Genomic DNA, 20903 nt, shown 5'->3' with positions numbered 1-20903 from the left:
GCCATGCTACCACGCGGTCATCTTTCCGCAGTGCAACATGGTTTCGCGAGTGCAAAACACGACACAACCCATCGTTACACGCTTTGCGCCTTCACCGACAGGCTTTCTCCATATCGGTGGTGCGCGCACAGCCCTTTTCAACTGGCTGCTGGCACGTGGCGCTGGCGGCAAATTCCTCTTGCGTATCGAAGATACCGACCGCGTGCGCTCTACAGAAGAGGCGACGCGCGCCATCCTAGAAGGTCTGACCTGGCTGGGTCTGGACTGGGACGGCGAACCGGTTTCGCAAAATGCCAATGGCCCGCGCCACGCGGCTGTTGTCGACGACCTTCTGGCGAAGGGCCGCGCTTTTCGCTGCTACATGTCCGAGGAAGACGCCGCGGCGGCGCGCCAGATTGCCTTTTCCGAAGGCCGCGCGCTTCGGAGCACCTGGCGCGACCGGCCAGCATCGGATGCGCCAGACGGTGTGCCGTTTGTGGTGCGTTTTCGCGCCGGAGATGACGACGTCATCGTCAAGGATGCCGTTCAGGGCGATGTGCGCTGGAATGGCAAGGAATTCGATGATCTGGTGCTTTTGCGCAGCGATGGCACACCAACCTATAATCTTGCAGTCGTGGTTGATGATCACGATATGGGCGTCACTCATATTGTGCGCGGCGATGATCATCTCGTGAATGCCGGCCGTCAGGCGCAAATCTATGATGCTCTGGACTGGGATCGGCCGGTCTTCGCGCATGTACCGCTGATCCATGGCCCGGATGGCAAGAAACTGTCAAAACGGCATGGTGCCCTTGGTGTCGAAGCGTATCGGGATATGGGCTATTTGCCCGAAGGCCTGCGCAATTATCTGCTTCGCCTCGGCTGGGCGCATGGCGATCAGGAATATTTCACCGATGCGGAAGCCCAGGCGGTATTCAGCCTGTCGGGTCTGAACAAGGCGCCGGGGCGGCTCGATTTTGACAAGATGGCCAGCGTCAACGCGCATCACATGAAGCTGGCAGACAATGCCAGACTGCTGGAGCTGGTCTCGCCCTGGTGCGAAAAGCTGGCAGAGGGCATCGATACGGGCTCTCAGGCTTTCCGCGCGCGCCTTCTGGCAGCGATGGATGTGCTGAAGACGCGGGCCGCGACCCTAGCCGAACTGGCCGATCAGGCCTATTTCCTCTTCCGAAAGACTCCTATTGTACTGGAGGGCAAGGCCGCAAAGCCTCTCAACGGCGATGCGCCAGATCTGTTAGCCCGTTTCCGGCCCCGTATCGAGGCACTGCCGGAGTGGGATTCAGAGCGTTTGCATGCCGAACTCGAAGCCTTTGTTGAAAGCGAGGGAATCGGATTTGGAAAAATCGGGGCACCGTTACGGGCGGCTCTCACAGGCGGCGCGCCGGCACCGGACCTCTCACTGGTCATGGAATGGCTGGGTCGCGATGAAGTCTTGCGCCGAATGGCGGATCAAATCAAAACGGGCGCATAGACCCGAGGAAGACGAGAAGGAAGACCATGATGGAAACCAAAGCGAAACGTAATGGCACGGCCACGCTTACGATTGATGGTCAGACCTATGAATTTCCCGTCCTGAAGGGATCCATTGGCCCCGACGTCATCGACATCCGCAGCCTCTACAGCAAGGCCGGCGTTTTCACCTACGATCCGGGCTTCACGTCCACAGGCTCATGTGAAAGCCACATCACCTATATTGATGGCGATGAAGGCACGCTGCTCTATCGTGGCTATCCGATTGATCAACTGGCTGAAAACTCTAACTTTATAGAAGTTTGCTATCTTTTGCTGCACGGTGAATTGCCAGAGGCGAAAGAGCTGGAAAATTTCGACATGACGATCCGGCGGCACACCATGTTGCACGATCAGTTTGACCAGTTCTTCCGTGGCTTCCGCCGGGATGCTCACCCGATGGCGGTCATGGTCGGCACGGTAGGTGCCCTGTCCGCCTTCTATCATGACTCGACCGACATCAATGATCCGCAAGCGCGCATTATTGCCAGTCATCGCATGATTGCCAAAATGCCGACGATTGCGGCGCGCGCGTACAAATACTCCATCGGTCAGCCGTTTATCAGCCCGCGCAATGATCTCGACTTCGCCGGTAATTTCCTGCGTATGTGCTTTGCCGTTCCCGCCGAGGACTTCGAGCTGAACAAGACGCTCGCCAAGGCGATGGATAAAATCTTTATCCTGCACGCGGATCACGAACAGAATGCGTCCACTTCCACCGTGCGTCTTGCCGGGTCTTCCGGTGCCAATCCATTCGCCTGCATTGCGTCCGGCATTGCCAGCCTGTGGGGTCCGGCGCATGGCGGGGCCAATGAAGCTGCGCTCAACATGCTGGAAGAGATCGGCACGGTAGACAAGATTCCGGAATTCATTGCCCGCGCCAAAGACAAGAATGACCCATTCCGCCTTATGGGCTTTGGTCACCGGGTCTACAAGAATTACGATCCACGCGCCAAGGTCATGCGCGACACCTGCCATGAAGTGCTGGACGTGATGGGCGTGCGCGACGAGCCGCTGCTGCAGGTGGCGCTGGAGCTGGAGAAGATCGCGCTTGAAGATCCCTATTTCGTAGAGAAGAAGCTCTATCCGAATATCGACTTCTATTCAGGCATCACGCTGCGCGCGATGGGCTTCCCGACCTCGATGTTTACCGTCCTGTTTGCTCTGGCCCGGACTGTGGGCTGGATCGCCCAATGGACCGAGATGCTGGAAGATCCGGTTCAGAAAATCGGCCGTCCGCGGCAGCTGTTTGCCGGTGCAACGGAACGCAATTACATACCGATCACCAAACGTTAGTCGCGACTTTGGCGGGCCGTGGTCAGATCGATCACGGCCTTAGCCGCCCGGGCGCTGGATTGCCCGTCGCCCTTCATCGCCAGGGCCGCAGCCTGCAATGCCGGGCCACGTGATTTCCCGCTCCCGATTTCCGACAACAATGTGCCAACAGATGCGGCCAGCGTTTCACCGTTGGCACCGGTTTGCGCGTGCTCGATGATCAATTCCTGATCGGCGGCGATATTGACGAGGCTGAAATATTTCGCCTTGAACAGGATGAACCGGTAAATGAACCAGCTGAGCCAGCCGAGTTTGTAGGTCGCCACGGTTGGCACGCCCGCCAGAGCCAATTCGGTTGTCGCGGTGCCGGACACCGCCAGGGCTACGGTCATGGCCGATGTGGCATCGCATTTAGCGTCCTCATCAACCTGAATAATTGTCGGCAGACGTGAATCAGCGCTTAGATCAGCGGCGACATCGCCGGCAATCGCCGGTGCCATTGGTGAAATGAACACCGCCTCCGGGTAGCGGCCGGCCAACAGGGCGATGGCATCCCGAAGGATCGGTCCGATCCGCCTCCGTTCGCTCTGGCGGCTGCCGAACAGCACTCCGATTGCCGGCGCATCGGCCGATATGCCGTGACGTGCCATGAACGCGGCTCCGTCGCCGGTTACCGGACGTTCCAGCGCCGGATTGCCAACGAATGTTGTGGCCAGCCCGGCGGCCTCGAACATCGGTGCGTCAAAGGCATGGATGGTCAGGAGATGGTCCACTGAGTGGGCCAGCACATTGGCGCGTTTGGGCCGCGCGGCCCAGATTTGCGGGCCGACATATTTGACCAGAAGGGGCGGATTATCCCTTTTCTGAAGCCGCTGCGCGACCCGGATCATGAACCCCCAGGAATCAATGAGCACAACGGCGTCGGCACCAAAATCCATCGCGGCATCGACGGTTTCATTCACCCGTTTGAGAATGGTGCCGTAAGATTTCAGGCCGTCCAGCAAGCCAAGAATGGCAAGTTCGGAAATATCAATCGCGCTTTCCAAGCCGAGCGCTGACATTTTCTTTCCGCCGACGCCGGCAATTTCCACATCAGCGCCGTAAGCTGTTTGCAGGGCGTCCATCAAATCCGCGCCGAGCGCATCTCCCGACGGCTCGACCGCTACAAGAAATATTCGTTTCGGATTACTCATCGGCCTTGGCAGCATAGATAAACACACCCGCCGCATCGGCTGCGGCGATGGTTTCGTCCATACGTGGAATCAAGGCGTTGCCCGCGAAAATTGCGATTCCCGCCAGCCCGGCCCGGCTGACGCCGTCTATTGTGTGCAGGCCGATTGTCGGCAGATCTATACGGCGCTCCTGTTGCGGCTTGGGCGTTTTGGCCAGCACGCCGACGCGGCCTTCTGCCGACCCGCGAATGTCGCCGGGTAACTCCGCCACGCGCGCCAGCATATTGTCGGTGCCTTCCTGCGCTTCAACAGCGAGCACCAAACCATTGGCGACAACAGCGCCCTGCCCGATATCATGCGCGCCAATGGCCCGCGCGACGGTCAGCGCTTTTTCGATATCCGCCATGGCAGTGGCATTCGGTTTAATTGCCCCCAGCGTGCCCGGCTGCGGCACCAGGCTGGCCAACGCCTGGTCCGCTCCAATCGCCCGCAAGCCCTTGTTTTCAAATGAATCTATGATCACACGCATGAGGGCATCATCGCCGTAGCGCGCGGCCTGGGTGATCTTGGGAAGAAGTGCCATCGCGGCCCTGTCCAGTCCCATCAGAGACTTGAAGTCCGGCCGTGTGATGCGTCCGATGAAACAGACAGCATCACAACCTGCCTCGCGCATGGCTTTTTGCATGCCGCCGATCTTCGTGACCGGAAAAGCTGACCTGTCGTAAACGCTGAAATCCTGATCGGCGAAGCCCGTCACTTCGACGATGAAGGGCGATCGACCAGCCCCCTTTTCGCCTTGCGCTATAAGCAAGGGCACTTCACCGCCGCCCGCAATGATGGCGAGTCTGTTCCAGCCGGTGGTCACAACCTCAGTCATGCGGCATGCAGATCGAGCGTTTCGGCTCGGCGCGAATGAACTGGATGATTTCCTTTACCGCCGGATTGTCCGGATAAAGGCTCGCAACATCGACCAGGCGCTCATTGAAGGAGCCCTCTTCGGCAAACATCAGGCGATAGGCAGTCCGCAATTCCTTGATCGCTTCACGCGAATGGCCCCGCCGGCGCAGGCCGACCAGATTCAGGCCCTCCAGATGGGCGTGATTGCCTCCCGCCGCCCCATAGGGAATGACATCCTTGGTCAGAAGCGACATGGCGTTGACGAAGGCCTGGCGGCCAATCCGGCAGAATTGCACAACGCCGGTATAGCCGCCGAGAATGACCTGATCCTCGACGACGGTGTAGCCTCCGAGAACGGCATGATTGGACAGGACGACCTTGTTTCCGACAATGCAGTCATGCGCCACATGGGTTCCGACCATGAAGAACCCATCATCACCGATGACGGTTTCCTTGCGGCCGACACCGGTGCCGGGATGCATGGTGACATACTCCCGGATCGTGTTGCGGGCCCCGATCTTCAGCCAGGTTTCCTCGCCCTTGTATTTGAAGTCCTGCGGCGGGTGGCCAAGTGAGGCGTGCGGGTAAATAACCGTGTCGGCCCCGATTTTTGTGTAGCCCGAGATCGTGACGTGGGAAATGAGACGAACGCCATCGCCCAGCTCCACATCGCCATCAACGATGCAGAACGGTCCGATTTCAACACTTTCGCCCAGCTTTGCCGTCTCCGAGACAATGGCCGTGGGGTGAATATTCGCACTCATACGACGCCAACCCCTTTGGCCGAGAAGTCAAACTCGGTGACGCGCTGATCACCGACAAAGGCCTGGCCGCTGAATTTGAAAAGATCGCCCCGGATATGGGTAACGCGCACGGGCATCCGCAAGACATCGCCCGGCTTCACCGGACGGCGAAAGCGAACCTTGTCGACCCCCATGAAATAGATCGCCGTCTTTGACACATCGGCATCCAGGGTTTTGGACATCAGGAGCGCACCGGCTTGCGCCACGGCCTCGACGATCAACACACCCGGCATGACGGGATTGCCGGGGAAATGGCCCGGAAAAAAGGGTTCATTGGCCGTGACGTTCTTGTAGCCGACGATCGACTCGCCTTCACGGTAATCCTCAGCCCGGTCCACGAGCAGAAACGGATAGCGATGCGGAAGCCGATCCAGAATTTCCCGGATTTCAATCGTCGTATTCGCGTCCGTCATGTCTATCTCCGCGCCTTCTTTCCCTGAGCGCCCTTGATCCCCGACATCTTCCGCAGCTGCGTCAATTGCCGCAGGTAATTCCGAGCCGGCATGGCCGGGCTGCCGCCCCACCGTTCACCATCGGGAATGTCATACATGGCTGCCGCATCGGCGAGCATCACGACGTCATTGCCAATGGTTATATTATCGGTCGTCGCACACCGGCCCGCAAACAGGCAATTTCGTCCGATGCGCGTGCTGCCGGAAATGCCGGCAAAGGCCGCCATGACCGTACCGCTGCCGATCTGCACATTGTGAGCGATCTGGCAGAAATTATCGATCTGGCAATTGTCGTCGATGCGGGTGTCGCCGAACAGGCCGCGATCGATGGAACAGGAAGCACCAATGGACACATCCGCGCCGATCAGGGCGCGTCCGAAATGCGGCACCTTGATACGATTTTCTGCGCCCAGCACCACGGCAAAGCCGGACTTGCCGATAACGGTGCAGGATCCGATCTCGGTGCGGGCGCCAATGGTGGCGCAGGATATGACGGCGTTGGCGCGGATGATTGCGCCTTCGCCAATCTCGACGCCGGGTCCGATAACCGCATTGGGCTCAATAATGGCGTGCGCGCCAATTTTCGCGCCGGCGCTGATAAACGCGCCTGGAAACACGCGTGCGCTCGGATCGATTGCAGCATCGCCAGCATCCAGTTCCCGAAGCCGATAAATTACGCCCGCGGACCGCGCGAACGCGGCGCGTGGATTGCCCGTAACGCCGACAATGCATCCCGCTGCCCGCAGTCCTTCAGCGAGCTCGGGTTTGGTAAAAACAATGGCACCGGCCACCGGCGTCTCGACCTTGCGCTCGGCATAGCTGAGATGCCCGGACTGCATGGCCTCGACCGGGGCGACGCCCACAGCAGAAACGCCAGCGGGCGCAAGCTCTTCAAAGCTCGCGCCCGACAGGGTTTCAAGGTCCTGGATAGATAGCGGACGTGCCGACTCGTAAAAACGCGGATCGGCCACGGCGCTACCCCTTCAGGATTATTGTTGCGGTTGTTGTGCGTCGCCTTCCGGCAGACGGACACGGTTGACCGGAACAGTTGGCAGGCGGGCGTTGAGGCGCTCGATCACATCAACGCTCGCATCGACGCTTTGACCGGCATAAACGAGAGCGCCGCGATCAATGACGATATCGGCATTACGGTCTTCAACGACTTCCTGCAGGACCGCCTGAAGCGCCTCCAGAACCGGGCGCATGGCCGCACGTTCGGTTGCCACCAGCTCGTTCGAGTATTGCTGACGGCGGGCTTCAAATTCCTGAGCCTGCTGGCTCACGGTCTGAATACGCTGAAGGAGGTCCGGTCGTTGCTGAATGGCCTCCTGGGTAATAGCAGCGGTTTCGGCATTGAGGCGCTCGGCTTCTTCATCAATCGGGGTCCGAAGCGCGCGAAGCTCTCCGTCCAGCTCTGTGGAGATGGCCTGAAGCCGGGTCGCGATGTGCTGACCTACCGCGCTTTCGCGCAGGATCTGGTCTTCGTTGATGACGAGAATGGTTTGTTGCGCCATCGCCGGAGCGCTGATCGCCATAAGCGTGACAGCGGCTGCGAAAATCGCAAAGGGATTAAGGGAGGAAGGTTTCATGTTAGAATCCTGTTCGTGTGCTGAAGCGGAAGAATTCGGTGCGGTCATAAGATTCGTTGACCAGCGCCTCGGCCAGGTCAAAGCGGACCGGACCGAAAGGTGAATCCCAGAAAATGCTGAGGCCAGCGGATACGCGAAGCGACAGATCATCTGTGGTAAAGGATTGGCCGGCAACCTCGGCAATAATGTCATTATCATCCAGAAGGCCCACCGTACCAAAGTCGGTGAAGAGGCTACCACGGATACCATATTGTTCCGGCAATGGCAGCGGGAACGACATCTCGGCTGTTCCGATTGCATAGACCCGGCCACCGAGCGCATCGCCACCCAGCAGACGGCCCGATGCGGCATCGCGTACAACAACGCGCGGTCCAACGCCGGCTATTTCAAAGCCGCGGAATGAATTTCCGCCGCGGAAGAAGCGGTCATTGATGCGGATATTGTCGCCGCCCCAGCCCATGATGAAGCCGGAATTGACGCTCAAGCTGCCCACCACGTTCCAGAAGAGCGGACGATAGACCGCCGCGGTCATCTCGGTTGATACAAAGCGGACATCGCCGCCGATACCGGCAAAGGACTGGGTCAGTTCGGCACGGAAGCCACGGCTTGGCGCCTGCGGGTTGTCCACGCGATCCCAACGCAGCGAGTAATTCAGAACCGACGTGATACGTGACCCGGCCTGATTGCGCAGAGCCTGGTTTGCACCGGCAAACACCACCACGTCATCATTCCGGAGCGTGTATTGCAGACCCAGATTGGTGGATCGTGTCGTCGGGAACCCGGCCCGCAAGCTGAAACCGGTCGACTGGGTTTCGAAACTGGCTTCTGTAATGAAGTCGGAACGCACCGAGAAAAGATCGATACCGGCGGCAAGATTGCGATCAAGGAAGCGCGGCTCGGTAAACCGGACGTCGATCTGTTCGCGGCGCGAGCTCGCGGCAACCCGGAAGCGCAGGAATTGTCCCCGCCCCCGCAGGTTTCTTTCAGAGATCGACAGATCGACCAGGAAGGAATCCGTTGACGAGAAACCGGCGCCAAATGCCAATTCGCCGGTCGCCTGCTCGGTCACAGCAACCTGAAGGCGCGCCCGATCCGGCGTCGACCCCTGCGTTTCCGTGATCTCGACCTCCTCGAAGAAACCAAGTCGGCGAACGCGGGCCTGAGAGCGGTCGATGAGAGACCGGTTGAAGGCGTCCCCTTCCACCAGCTCCATTTCGCGGCGGATCACATAGTCCAGTGTCCGCGTATTACCAACGACATCAATGCGTTCGATATAAACGCGCGGACCTTCTTCGATTTCAAACGTCACATCTACCGTGCGCTCATCGCGATTGCGGGAGATATTCGGAATGATGTTGACGAAAGCATAGCCTGACGCGCCAACGGCAAAGTTCAGCGTGTCGACTGCATTTTCAATCTGTTCACCCTGGAAAAGCTGACCCGTCTGAATCGGCAGGAAGCCCTCGAGAACGTCCGAATCGACGTCCGGCAGTTCGCTATCAACGGTGATCTCGCCGAAATTATAGACGTCGCCTTCATCCAGGGTGAAGGTGATGTAGAAATCTTCCTGATCCGGCGTCAGCTCGGCAACGGCCGATACAACGCGAAAATCAGCATAGCCGCGGTTCTGATAGAATTGGCGGATCAGTTCGCGATCATATTCGAGGCGATCCGGGTCGTAATTGTCATTGGTCGAGAAGAATCGCCACCACTGGGTTTCCACCGTGACCAACTCACCGCGAAGCTCGCGATCGGAGAAGCTTTGATTGCCGATGAAGTTTACGCGGCGCACGCCGGTGACCGGACCTTCGGAAATTTCAAAAATCAGATCGACACGGTTTTGCGGCAATTCAACAATACGCGGTGTCACCTGCGCGGCGAAGCGGCCTGTGCGGCGATAGACTTCAATAATCCGCTGTACATCGGCCTGGACCCGGGCGCGCGTAAAGATCGCGCGCGGCTGGGCCTGAATTTCTTCAGTGATGGTATCATCGTCCGTGGCGCGGTTACCTTCGAGCAGCACGCGGTTGATGATCGGATTTTCCTGCACATAGACGACAACGACTTCGCCGCGATTTTCGATCCGGACATCAGAGAACAGACCTGTGGCGAACAGGGTCTGGATAGACAGGTTGATCGATTGCGGGTCGGCCGGGACGCCGGGCTGCAAGAGCAGGTACGAGAGAACCGTATCGGCCTCAACGCGCTGATTTCCTTCCACCAGAACCTGACGTAAGGGCGCGGCCTGCTGAGCGGGCTGAAGGGCTTCGGGGGAAATTTCCTGCGCTCGTGCGGATGCAGAAACGCCCAGCGGCAATGCCAGGAAAATGGTGCAATAGATTGCCGCGGTCAGGACGCGCTGAATACTCGACATACGGGCCGCCGTTCTTGTTTGCGGATCAGGAACCTAATCCGCCCAGATAAACCAAATCATTCCAGGTTGCCACTAACATCATTCCCAGCACAAGGAAAAGCCCGACCCTGAAGCCGATAGCTTGAGCCTTTTCACTGAGCGGACGTCCGGCAACCGCCTCGTAGGCGTAATACACAAGATGCCCGCCGTCGAGTATGGGAATCGGCAGCAGGTTGACTAAACCCAGTCCAATACTGAAAAAACCCGCAAGCTGAATAAGATTTAATGCAAGTCCACCCGCTGCGGCCCCGGCTGTCTCCGCATTGTCGACGGTCCCATTCGCGATCTGCCCGGAAACGGTAACGATTCCCAAAGGTCCGTTGAGCATATTGGCCGATGCGCGACCTGTAATAATACGCCAGACATACTGGCCGGTTGTCGAAACAACACCCGCCACACGGTTGATGCCGACCCCGACGGCCTCAACCGGATTATAGGCGCGCTGATAAATTTCACCGGATGAGGTGAATCCGACAACGGCAACTTCGCGATACCCGCCGAAACCATCTGGCAGCCGGCGCAATTCCGGGGCCGCAGTGAGCTGCATCTGCCGGCCGCCTCGCTCAATATCGAAGTTCACGGCTTCGCCCGGACGCCACATCAGCGCCATGCGGATGTCTGAAAACCGTTCAATGTCCTGCCCGGCAATGGCGAGAACGAGATCACCCGTCTCAAAGCCGGCTTCCTCTGCCGGCGAGTCTTCCGCAATATTTCCGACAATCGGCAGATAACCCCGTTCGCCGAAGGATGCCGCGATCACGCTGAAAATGGCGATCGCCAGAATGAAATTCGCCAATGGGCCTGCGACAACGATAAAGGCGCGCTGCCAGATCGGTTTGAAATGAAAGCAGCGATCGGCATCCGGCCCCATCCTGGCACGCATCTCGGCGAGCTTAGCATTGTCCGGCTCGCTGGCGGCACCGGCATCACCCATGAAGCGGACATAGCCGCCCAGCGGCAGTGCCGCGATCCGCCAGATAGTGCCGCGCCGGTCTTTGACAGCCAAGAGTGTGGGCCCAAAGCCGAACGAAAAGACTTCAGCATGCACGCCGCACCAGCGACCCGCATAATAGTGACCGAGTTCGTGAATCACCACGACGATCGAAATCACCGTGACAAACGCGAAAATGGTGAGCAGTCCGGACGTCAGAAAATCGAACAAAAGAAGCCTCTTGAAAAATCAGGCAGGAATGCCGCTCATGCGGCGGGCAACGATGTCCCGCGCCAGACGGTCCACCTCCAAAGCATCTTCTATGCCAGAAAACCGTTTGGGAAGCATTGCGTTCCTGTCCATGGCCTCCAGACAGTCCGCAACAAGGCCGGGGATGTCAAGAAAACCGATCTGATCGGCCAGAAACGCGCCGACGGCGACTTCATTCGCGGCATTCAGACCAGCCGTCGCCCCCTCTCCTGCCAAAAGTGCATCCCGCGCAATCCGGAGCGCCGGAAAACGGGTTTCGTCGGGCGCTTCAAAATCAAGCCGGGAGAGCGCGGCAAGGTCGAGCGGCTGTGCTGGTGTCTCCATGCGTTCGGGCCATGCCAGCGTGGAGGCAATGGGAATCCGCATATCCGGACTGCCCAATTGCGCCAGCACACTGCCGTCTATGTATTCGACCAGCCCGTGGATAACCGATTGCCGGTGAACCACGATGTCGACCTGTTCTGATGGCAGGCCGAACAGACGGCAAGCCTCGATGACTTCCAGTCCCTTGTTCATCAGGGTCGCGGAATCGATGGATATCTTGTCGCCCATGCTCCAGACCGGATGGGCCAGAGCGTCAGCGCGCGAGACGCCTTTCATTTTCTCTACGGGCCAATCGCGAAACGGTCCGCCGGACGCAGTCAGAATGATGCGGCGGATATGTTTGTCATGCCCCGGATATATCGCCTGAAAAATGGCATTATGCTCGCTGTCGACCGGCAGGATGCGGGCACCCCGCTGTTGGGCCAGGTCCATGAAATAATCCCCCGCGCAGACGAGGCATTCCTTGTTCGCCAGAGCGAGGATCGATCCGTTCTGGAGCGCTGCCGCGGCCGGGCGCAGACCCGCCGAACCGACAATGGCGGCCATGGTGTAGTCAACCGGCCGGGCCGCAGCGTCGATGAGTGCCTCGGGCCCTGCAGCAGTTTCAATACCCGTACCCGCCAGAGCCTCTTTCAGCTCGTCCGCGAATGCGCCATCCCCAATCACCGCGATTTCCGGCCGATAGCGACGCGCGAGGCCGGCCAGCGCCGCGACGTTGGAATGTGCGGTCAATGCGACAAGTTCAAAACTGCCGGTCTCAGCCCGCGAGACGAGATCCAGCGTCGCTGTCCCCACCGAGCCCGTGGCGCCCAGTATGGAAATCCGGCGGCTCATAACGGGCCTTCCAGCATATTTATCGAGGCGATGGCAAGGGCGGCGAGACAGGCCGCCATCAGGGCATCGACCCGATCGAGAACACCGCCATGCCCCGGGATGATTTCCCCGGTGTCCTTCACACCGAATAGGCGCTTGAACAGGGACATGGCCAGATCACCTGCGACCGCGGCGAACGACAACAGCACACCGGCGATCAGCGTATCGGTCAGAGGCTCGCTCTGCCATGCAGCAAATCCCCATGCGGCCGCCGTCCCACCCGCAATGCCTGCGATGAAGCCGGCCCAGGTCTTGTTCGGGCTGGCGCGTGGCCACAGCTTGGGACCGCGAAACCACGTGCCGGCGAAATAGGCGGCACTATCGGCCGCCCAGACCACTAACAGGATGAAGGCTGCAGCATCGAAACCGTTCAAAGACCGGATTGATGCCAGCGCCGAAACAGCCAACGCGACATAGAGCACACCAAATGCCCCGCGCCATCGCCGCGACAATGGCATATCGCCCGTGAAACTTATGCCGATCGCACCGGCCAGTGGCCAGGCCAGCATCCAGAAAAACTCACCGTCAGCCGCAAACAGGACCGCACCTGATGCCGCCGCCGAGGCAATGGCATAGCTGCGCGTGGGAGCATCGCGGTCCGCCATCCGCATCCATTCCCACGCCATGGCCGCAGCAAAAGCGGCACAATAGGCCGTGAAGGCCAGGCCGCCATTCCACAACAGGAATAGTGACACCGGAATAAGGATCAGAGCTGAGACAATACGTGTGACGAGCGCCGGATCGCGCTGGCGAACCGCTTTGATGTCAGGCGGCATTCACGCCTCCGAACCGCCTCTCACGCGAGGCATATTCATCCAGAGCGGCCTTGAAATGTTCGGCTGAAAAATCGGGCCACAGCACATCCAGAAATACCAGTTCAGCGTAAGCCGCCTGCCAGATCAGAAAATTACTGGTGCGATGTTCGCCGCTTGTGCGGATCAGCAGGTCCGGGTCCGGCATGCCTGCCGTGTCGAGATAGGCCGCAAACGCATTCTCATCCACTGCGTCAGGGTCGATCGCACCGCTCTTCACGTCGCGCGCCAGACGCCGGGCGGCCCGGACGATTTCATCACGGCCTCCGTAATTGAAGGCAATCGTCAAGAAGCATTTGTCGTTTCCGGCGGTTTGCGCCTCGGCCCGGTCGATGATTGCCAGAAGGTCGCCGGAAAGCCCTTCGCGGCGGCCGGCGATCCGGATATTCACGCCTTCCTTGTGAAGTTTCTCAAGGTCGGCATCGACGAAGCGCTTCATCAATTCGAACAGGGCGTCGACTTCGTCGCTTGGACGGCGCCAGTTCTCGGTCGAGAAGCCGAACAATGTCAGATATTTGATGCCAAGATTCCCGGCCGCGCGAACCGCTTCGCGGACCGCGTCCACACCCTTGTTGTGTCCAAAGGCCCGCGGACGGTTACGCTGCTGCGCCCAACGCCCGTTGCCGTCCATGATGATAGCGACATGCCGGACGTCCCGGCACCTCTCCTCGCTACTGCTCATGGACACCTCCCAAGACGGACAGGCCTAAACCTGCATGATCTCGTCCTGCTTGGATTTCAGCTCTGAGTCCACCTTGCCGACAAAATCATCGGTCAGTTTCTGGACCTCGTCGGACTGGCCTTTCAGCTCGTCCTCGCTGATCTCGTTGTCTTTTTCCATTTTCTTCAGTGTATCCATCCCGTCCCGGCGGATATTGCGGATGGCAACACGGGCATGCTCGGCATAATTGCTGGCGGCCTTGGCCAGTTCGGCGCGGCGTTCCTCGTTGAGCGGCGGGATCGGGATACGCAGCAAAGTGCCTTCAACGACTGGATTGACGCCAAGCGGGGCATTGCGGATCGCCTTGTCGACAGCCGCCACCATGGACTTGTCCCAGACCTGTACGGAGATCATGCGCGGTTCCGGCACCGAAACGGTCGCGACCTGATTGATCGGCGTGGGTGAGCCATAGGCCTCGACCTTAACGGCGTCCAGAAGGCTGGCAGAGGCGCGCCCGGTGCGAAGGCTGCCGAATTCCTTGTGCAAGGCGTCAATCGCCCCATCCATCCGCCGGCGCAGGTCTTTCAGATCAATTCTCGAGCTCATTGAATTACCCTTATTGTGATCGGGCCGTGCGCGGCTCGCCAATCGTGGTGCAGGTGCCCTCACCTCTCAGCACCCGTGCAAACTCGCCCGGCTTGTGAATGTTGAATACAACGATAGGCACGGCATTCTCGCGCATCAATGTCACCGCTGCGGCGTCCATGACTTTCAGGTCGCGCGACAGCACTTCGAGATAATCGAGGCTGTCATACCTTTTGGCGTCCGGATTCTTGCGTGGATCATCGGAATAGACACCATCGACCTGCGTGCCCTTGAACAGGGCCTCGCAGCCCATTTCGGCGGCGCGTAAGGCTGCGGCGGTGTCGGTTGTGAAAAACGGATTTCCCGTGCCGGCGGCAAAAATCACAACGCGGCCCTTTTCCATATGCCGGATGGCCCGCCGCCGGATATAGGGCTCGGCAATCGAGGTCATGGGAATGGCGGACTGGACCCGGGTCGGCACACCGACACGTTCCAGAGAATTCTGCATTGCCAGCGCATTCATCACGGTCGCGAGCATGCCCATATAGTCTGCGGCCGCGCGGTCCATGCCTTTTGCGGCAACGGATAGTCCGCGGAAGATGTTTCCGCCGCCAATCACCAGGCAGACTTCCACACCGCTATTGACCGCGTCGGAAACTTCGCGGGCGACGCGTTCAGCCACGTTGAGATCTATGCCGTATTGCTGGTCGCCCATCAGGGCTTCGCCGGAAATCTTGAGCAGCACCCGTTTGTAGAGCGTCTGGGTACCCTGTGGGGCGGCATCTCCGGCAGAATCAGTCATGTCGCGCAGCCTAAAAGAAAAGCGCCGGAGCGGTAAGGCTCCGGCGCTGTTTGTTCATGCTAGCCGCCCTTGGCAGTAGCAGCGACTTCTGCGGCGAAGTCTTCGGTCTTCTTCTCGACGCCCTCGCCGACTTCCATGCGGATGAAGCCGAGGATTTCGACACCGGCCTCTTTTGCCGCCGCCCCGACCGTCAGGTCAGGATTGATGACGAAGGACTGGTTCAGAAGCGTCACTTCGGAGAAGTATTTCTTCATCCGGCCGTCAATCATCTTCTCGATGACATTTTCCGGCTTGCCGCTTTCACGGGCCTGTTCGGTCAGAACATTGCGTTCCTTCTCGACAAGTGCCTGATCCAGATCGGCTTCCGACAGCGATGCCGGATTGATGGCGGCAATGTGCATGGCGACCTGACGGCCAAATTCGTCATTCGAGCCTTTCAGAGCGACCAGAACACCAATCTTGCCCATGCCATCGGCAGCAGCATTGTGCACATAAGCTGCAACGCTTTCGCCTTCGATCCTGGCCATACGGCGTACCGACATGTTCTCGCCGATCTTGGCGACGCGGTCGGTGATCATGTCCGCAACCGGCTTGCCATTGACCGATGCTGCCTTCAGCGCATCGACGTCGGCAGCATCCATGGCCGCAGAGGTGATGTCTTTCACCATGGCCTGGAAATCAGCGTTCTTGGCAACGAAGTCGGTTTCCGAATTGACTTCAACGGCGACGCCTTTGCCACCATCAACGGCAATGCTGACCAGACCTTCGGCGGCGACGCGATCGGCTTTCTTGGCGGCTTTCGACAGGCCTTTGGTGCGCAGCCAGTCGACTGCGGCGTCCATATCGCCGTCATTTTCCGTCAATGCCTTCTTGGCATCCATCATGCCTGCGCCCGTCATGTCGCGCAGTTCCTTGACGAGGGCTGCTGTAATAGCCATCGGTAATGCTCCTGATTTTCGTTCGACGTGAAGGCCGGGATCAGCCTTCGGTCTTTTCTTCTTTTGCTTCGGTAGCGGATTCGTCTGACGTTTCCGCGACAGTTTCGGCCGCCGGAGCTGCTTCAGCTTCCGGAGCCGCAGCTTCCGCCGGTGCCTCTTCCGCCGTTTCCGTTAGAACCGGTTCGACAATCGGATTTTCCGCTGCGCCGAGATCCACGCCCAGATTGGACTGCCCTTGCGTCATGCCATCGAGCGCCGCATCGGCAATCAGCTCGCAATAGAGCGTGATCGCACGGGCTGCGTCATCATTGGCCGGGATCGGGAAATCGATCGGGTCCGGGTCGCAATTGGTGTCGACGATGCCGATGACCGGAATGCCGAGTTTCTTGGCTTCCAGAATGGCAATCGCTTCCTTGTTGGTATCGACCACAAACATCAGGTCCGGCGTACCGCCCATTTCCTTGATGCCGCCGAGTGACAATTCCAGCTTGTCGCGCTCACGCGTCAGATTCAGAAGCTCCTTCTTGGTGAAGCCGGCCGATGCCTGCTCATCATCAAAAAGGCCTTCCAGCTCACGCAGGCGGGCGATTGAATTGGAGATCGTCGCCCAATTGGTCAGCGTGCCGCCGAGCCAGCGGTTATTCATGTAGTATTGCGCGCAACGCTGAGCGTTCTGGGCAATGATTTCAGACGCCTGACGCTTGGTGCCGACAAACAGGATCCGGCCACCCTTGGCGGCAACATCGCGAACCTGAACCAGTGCCTGGTGCAGCAGCGGAACGGTCTGCGAGAGATCGATGATGTGGATGTTTGCGCGTTCGCCGAAGATGAAAGACTTCATCTTGGGGTTCCAGCGGTGGGTCTGGTGTCCAAAGTGTGCGCCAGCTTCAAGCAATTGACGCATGGAGAATTCAGGCAGTGCCATTGATCATTTTCCTTTTCCGGTTGGCCTCCACGGAACGGAGTCACGATCAGCACCTTGCCAATCGCAACACCGGAGCGACGTCCCCAACTCGGTTCAGCCGAAGTCCCGTGTGCGTGATCAGGCGCGCATATAGGCGGGAAAAGCGCATGGCGCAAGCCCGGCAGGGCAGATCAAGCACGCTAGATCAGCTCGACGCTTTCCACGCCCTTGACCCCGCGCAGCGCCGCCTGAACCGGTGGCGTCGTTGGCAGCCGGCCCGGCAGGCGCAATTCGGCCTCGCTGCCATCGGAAACCGAGAGAATGAGGTGAATCACCCCCTCACCCTTGGCGCTGTCCGCCGCGCGATCAAGGCGGGCTTTCACGCTTTCCAGCGCGTCCACATTGAGGCGGACCTTCAAGCCTGCAGCGGCAGGCGCGTCTTCGAGCGCCTCGATATTATCGGCAAAAAAGCGAAGTTGCTCTTCCTTGTCGTCTATGCTGGCGCTTATCATGACGGATGCGCCCACTTCCAGCGCGTCACGGGATGATTGCAACATGTCCGGATTGACCAGAACCTCGAATTCGCCGGACGGGTCGGAGAGCGTCAGCCAAGCAAAGCGTTTGCCGGTGCGCTGCGAAACCCGCTCCTGACGCCGGCGGACCACGCCGGCCATGCGAATCGCGGACGCCCCGTCGGCGACGCGATCGGGCGCATCGGCCACAAAAACCACGCCGCGACGGGCCAGCATGTCGGCCTGATCATCCAGCGGGTGACCGGACAGATAATAGCCGATCGCCGTCAATTCCTCGTCCAGACGCTGTGTCGCCGTCCAGGGCGGAACGTCTGGCAATTTCGGGCGCGCCAGACCACCGGCATCCGGATCGGCTCCGCCAAACAGGCTGACCTGAGCGGTGTCGCGTTCTTCCTGTGCCTTGTTGGCCATGGCGCACAGGGTTTCTGCAGCGGCAAAGGCGCGGGCACGATCCGGCTCGATACTGTCGAAGGCCCCGGCACGGGCCAGATTTTCCAGCGTCCGCTTGTTTAGGAGCTTGGGATCCACGCGTTCGGCAAAATCAAACAGGTCCCTGAACGGGCCATTGGCCTTGCGCTCTTCGGCCAGAGCTTCCATCGCCGACAGGCTGACATTGCGCACCGCGCCGAGGGCATAGACGACCGCGCCATCCTTTACCGAAAAATCGGCCTCGGACAGATTGATGTCCGGCGGGCGAATGGGTGTATCCATCCGGCGCGCTTCCTGGAAGAAGACGGCCAATTTCTCGACATTGCTGCGATCCAGACTCATCAGCGCTGCGAGGAATTCAACCGGATGATTGGCCTTCAGATAGCCGGTCCGGTAGGCGATGGCCGCATATGCGGCGGCGTGGGATTTGTTGAAACCATAACCCGCAAATTCATTGACCAGTTCAAAGATGTATTCCGCCTTGCCGCGCGAAACGCCCTTGGCTTCGGCCCCCTCCAGGAAACGCACCTTCTGGCGCGCCATTTCGTCCTTTTGCTTCTTGCCCATGGCCCGGCGCAATAGGTCGGCTTCACCGAGTGAATAGCCCGACAGGATCTGGGCAATCTGCATCACCTGTTCCTGATAGATGATGACGCCATAGGTCTCATCCAGAACGGTTTTCAAATCCGGGTGGAGATAATCGACTTCCGCCCGCCCGAATTTCCGGTCGACATAGACATCGATATTCTTCATCGGCCCCGGACGATAGAGCGAGATCAGGGCGATCAGATCCTCGATCTTGTCCGGCTTCATCTTGGCGAGCGTGTCGCGCATGCCGGAGGATTCCATCTGGAACACGCCGATACCCGCACCTGTCGACAAGAGCTCATAGACCTTCGGATCATCGAAGGAGGCATTTTCAAGATCGGGAATCTTGCCGCCGGCCTTTTCGATATAGCCGAGGGCGCGCGCGATCACGGTCAGGGTTTTAAGCCCCAGAAAGTCGAATTTGACGAGACCGGCTGGCTCCACCCATTTCATGTTGAACTGCGTGGCAGGCATGTCGGAGCGCGGGTCCTGATAGAGCGGCACCAGCTCATCCAATGGCCGGTCGCCGATCACCACCCCGGCGGCATGGGTCGAGGCGTTGCGCAGCAATCCCTTCGACCTTCATGCCGCAATTCCAGCAGCCGATCCACCACGCCCGGCTCTTCGCGCCAAACGCGCGAAGTCGCGGTTCGATCTCGCCATGGCCTTTCGGCCATGCGTGACCGGGTTGACGGGATCGACGGGGATCAGTCTTGGCAGGCGTCCACCTGCCCATAGGGCATCTGCAGGACCCGCCCGACATCGCGCACGACAGCGCGCGCCTGAAGCGTTCCGAAAGTGATGATCTGGGCAACGTGATCGGCGCCATAATGTTCCTGCACATAGCGGATCACCTCGCCGCGGCGTTCCTGACAGAAGTCCACGTCGAAGTCGGGCATGGAGACGCGTTCGGGGTTCAGAAACCGCTCGAACAGCAGACCAAACCGCAAGGGATCGAGATCGGTGATGGTCAGCGCCCAGGCCACGAGCGAACCCGCCCCCGACCCCCGGCCCGGCCCGACCGGAATATCATGGTTCTTGGCCCATTTGATGAAGTCGGACACGATCAGGAAATATCCGGGAAAGCCCATCGAACCGATAACTTCGAGCTCGAATTTCAGACGCGCCTCATAGTCCTCGACCGGCGCGGCGGGATCAACGACCTCCAGGCGAGCCTTCAGACCCACTTCCGCCTGCGCGCGCAGTTCTTCCAGTTCATCGCGGCCAACTTCCGTCGGGAAGCTCGGCAGAATGGGTTCATGGGTACGCGGCCGGTAGGAACAACGCCGCGCAATCTCGATCGTATTGGCTATGGCTTCGGGCAGATCGGTGAAACGGGCCCGCATTTCCTCGCCGGAGGCAAAGAAGTGATCCGGCGTCACCCGGCGGCGATCCTCGACCGTTAGATACTGGCTTTCAGCAATACAGAGCAACGCATCATGGGCGGAATGCATGTCCCGGTCCGGGAAGAAGCATTCATTGGTCGCGACTAGTGGCAAATCACGGTCATAGGCCTGCTCCACCAGCCAGTTTTCCGCGATCAACTCTTCGCGGCGGCCATGACGTTGCAATTCGATATAAAGGCGGTCGCCATAAGCCGTCTGCAATCGCGATAGCCAATTGCCGGCCTCATCCTTGTGATCGTCCACGACCAGCCGATTGAGCACGCTGTCTGGCCCGCCGGTCAGCGCGATCAGGCCCTCTGTATGCGCAAACAGTTTTTCTGCGGTGATGTGCGCCGGTTCGGTGGGGCCAACTTCAAGGAAGGCGGCGCTCGTCAGCTTCAGGAGGTTGCGATACCCGGCCTCATTCGCCACGAGCAGCGCAATCGTGCCATCCGGCCGCGCGGCATCTCCGGGACGAGGCTCACCGAGGCGGATCGAGAGCGTACAGCCGGTGATGGGCTGGATGCCCGCTCCGGAGAGCACTTCTGAAAATTCGAGTGCGCCAAAGAGATTATTCGTATCGGTGAGACCGATGGCGGGCATGTTGTTCGCCCCGGCCAGCGCCACCATTTTCTTGATCGGGATGGCGCCTTCAAGAACCGAATAGGGCGAGCGATTGCGGAGATGGACAAAGCCCTGTCCGATATCTCCTGATACTTCGCTCATGCCACGCGCTCCTTCGGTCCCGACTCACTCCT

The 20903-nt window shown here is 59.4% G+C and carries 19 protein-coding genes; 2 read left to right on the top strand and 17 right to left on the bottom strand.

Annotated features, from left to right (window positions below; genetic code table 11):
• The first annotated feature begins 37 nt into the window (after positions 1-37).
• Both gltX and gltA read left to right on the top strand, forming a co-directional pair.
• On the top strand, positions 38-1471 hold the full coding sequence (gene gltX / locus HXX25_RS04535) for a glutamate--tRNA ligase (protein ID WP_187167321.1): 1434 nt from the start codon (positions 38-40) through the stop codon (positions 1469-1471).
• Positions 1472-1500: 29 nt separating this feature from the next.
• Positions 1501-2805 (top strand): citrate synthase, encoded by a 1305-nt coding sequence (gene gltA, locus HXX25_RS04530; RefSeq protein WP_187167747.1) that lies wholly within the window; start codon positions 1501-1503, stop codon positions 2803-2805.
• Here gltA and HXX25_RS04525 read toward each other — a convergent pair.
• From HXX25_RS04525 to dnaE (HXX25_RS13970), 17 genes are all read right to left on the bottom strand, one after another.
• The gene (locus tag HXX25_RS04525; protein ID WP_187167320.1) at positions 2802-3977 is read right to left on the bottom strand and encodes a lipid-A-disaccharide synthase; all 1176 of its coding nucleotides are present in this window, start codon (positions 3975-3977) and stop codon (positions 2802-2804) included. The genes gltA and HXX25_RS04525 overlap by 4 nt on opposite strands.
• Positions 3970-4833: an LpxI family protein gene (locus HXX25_RS04520; protein WP_187167319.1), complete on the bottom strand. Its 864-nt coding sequence runs from the start codon at positions 4831-4833 to the stop codon at positions 3970-3972. Before HXX25_RS04520 ends, HXX25_RS04525 begins: the two co-directional genes overlap by 8 nt.
• Positions 4826-5617, bottom strand: a complete 792-nt coding sequence (gene lpxA, locus HXX25_RS04515; RefSeq protein ID WP_187167318.1) for an acyl-ACP--UDP-N-acetylglucosamine O-acyltransferase — start codon at positions 5615-5617, stop codon at positions 4826-4828. Before lpxA ends, HXX25_RS04520 begins: the two co-directional genes overlap by 8 nt.
• Positions 5614-6069 carry a 3-hydroxyacyl-ACP dehydratase FabZ gene (fabZ, locus tag HXX25_RS04510; protein WP_187167317.1) on the bottom strand — a complete coding sequence of 152 codons (456 nt, stop codon included), beginning with the start codon at positions 6067-6069 and terminating at the stop codon, positions 5614-5616. The genes lpxA and fabZ overlap by 4 nt, the downstream gene beginning before the upstream one ends.
• Before the next feature lie 2 nt (positions 6070-6071).
• Positions 6072-7079: a UDP-3-O-(3-hydroxymyristoyl)glucosamine N-acyltransferase gene (locus HXX25_RS04505; protein WP_187167316.1), complete on the bottom strand. Its 1008-nt coding sequence runs from the start codon at positions 7077-7079 to the stop codon at positions 6072-6074.
• A gap of 18 nt (positions 7080-7097) precedes the next feature.
• A complete protein-coding gene (locus HXX25_RS04500; RefSeq protein WP_187167315.1) occupies positions 7098-7697 on the bottom strand; it encodes an OmpH family outer membrane protein in 600 nt (199 codons plus the stop codon).
• Position 7698: 1 nt separating this feature from the next.
• The gene (bamA, locus tag HXX25_RS04495; RefSeq protein WP_187167314.1) at positions 7699-10071 is read right to left on the bottom strand and encodes an outer membrane protein assembly factor BamA; all 2373 of its coding nucleotides are present in this window, start codon (positions 10069-10071) and stop codon (positions 7699-7701) included.
• 25 nt (positions 10072-10096) lie between these two features.
• Entirely contained in the window at positions 10097-11272 is a 1176-nt protein-coding gene (locus HXX25_RS04490; protein WP_187167313.1) for an RIP metalloprotease, read from the bottom strand.
• An 18-nt stretch (positions 11273-11290) separates the two neighbouring features.
• The gene (gene dxr, locus HXX25_RS04485) at positions 11291-12469 is read right to left on the bottom strand and encodes a 1-deoxy-D-xylulose-5-phosphate reductoisomerase (protein WP_187167312.1); all 1179 of its coding nucleotides are present in this window, start codon (positions 12467-12469) and stop codon (positions 11291-11293) included.
• Positions 12466-13284: a CDP-archaeol synthase gene (locus HXX25_RS04480; RefSeq protein WP_187167311.1), complete on the bottom strand. Its 819-nt coding sequence runs from the start codon at positions 13282-13284 to the stop codon at positions 12466-12468. Before HXX25_RS04480 ends, dxr begins: the two co-directional genes overlap by 4 nt.
• A complete protein-coding gene (locus HXX25_RS04475; RefSeq protein WP_187167310.1) occupies positions 13274-14002 on the bottom strand; it encodes an isoprenyl transferase in 729 nt (242 codons plus the stop codon). Before HXX25_RS04475 ends, HXX25_RS04480 begins: the two co-directional genes overlap by 11 nt.
• A gap of 24 nt (positions 14003-14026) precedes the next feature.
• On the bottom strand, positions 14027-14587 hold the full coding sequence (gene frr, locus HXX25_RS04470; protein WP_187167309.1) for a ribosome recycling factor: 561 nt from the start codon (positions 14585-14587) through the stop codon (positions 14027-14029).
• A gap of 10 nt (positions 14588-14597) precedes the next feature.
• The gene (gene pyrH, locus HXX25_RS04465; protein ID WP_187167308.1) at positions 14598-15368 is read right to left on the bottom strand and encodes a UMP kinase; all 771 of its coding nucleotides are present in this window, start codon (positions 15366-15368) and stop codon (positions 14598-14600) included.
• Positions 15369-15427: 59 nt separating this feature from the next.
• On the bottom strand, positions 15428-16306 hold the full coding sequence (tsf, locus tag HXX25_RS04460; protein ID WP_187167307.1) for a translation elongation factor Ts: 879 nt from the start codon (positions 16304-16306) through the stop codon (positions 15428-15430).
• Between the two features lie 40 nt (positions 16307-16346).
• A complete protein-coding gene (rpsB, locus tag HXX25_RS04455) occupies positions 16347-17231 on the bottom strand; it encodes a 30S ribosomal protein S2 (protein WP_187167306.1) in 885 nt (294 codons plus the stop codon).
• Between the two features lie 179 nt (positions 17232-17410).
• Complete coding sequence (gene dnaE / locus HXX25_RS13975; protein WP_255466971.1) at positions 17411-19330, bottom strand: DNA polymerase III subunit alpha; 1920 nt, start codon at positions 19328-19330, stop codon at positions 17411-17413.
• 137 nt (positions 19331-19467) lie between these two features.
• On the bottom strand, positions 19468-20871 hold the full coding sequence (gene dnaE, locus HXX25_RS13970) for a DNA polymerase III subunit alpha (RefSeq protein ID WP_255466970.1): 1404 nt from the start codon (positions 20869-20871) through the stop codon (positions 19468-19470).
• Positions 20872-20903: the final 32 nt, after the last annotated feature.

It is taken from the genome of Hyphobacterium sp. CCMP332 (assembly GCF_014323565.1).
Lineage (GTDB): Bacteria > Pseudomonadota > Alphaproteobacteria > Caulobacterales > Maricaulaceae > Hyphobacterium.
The sequence above is the reverse complement of the archived record's forward strand: the minus strand, read 5'-3'. Positions and strand labels throughout refer to the sequence as shown.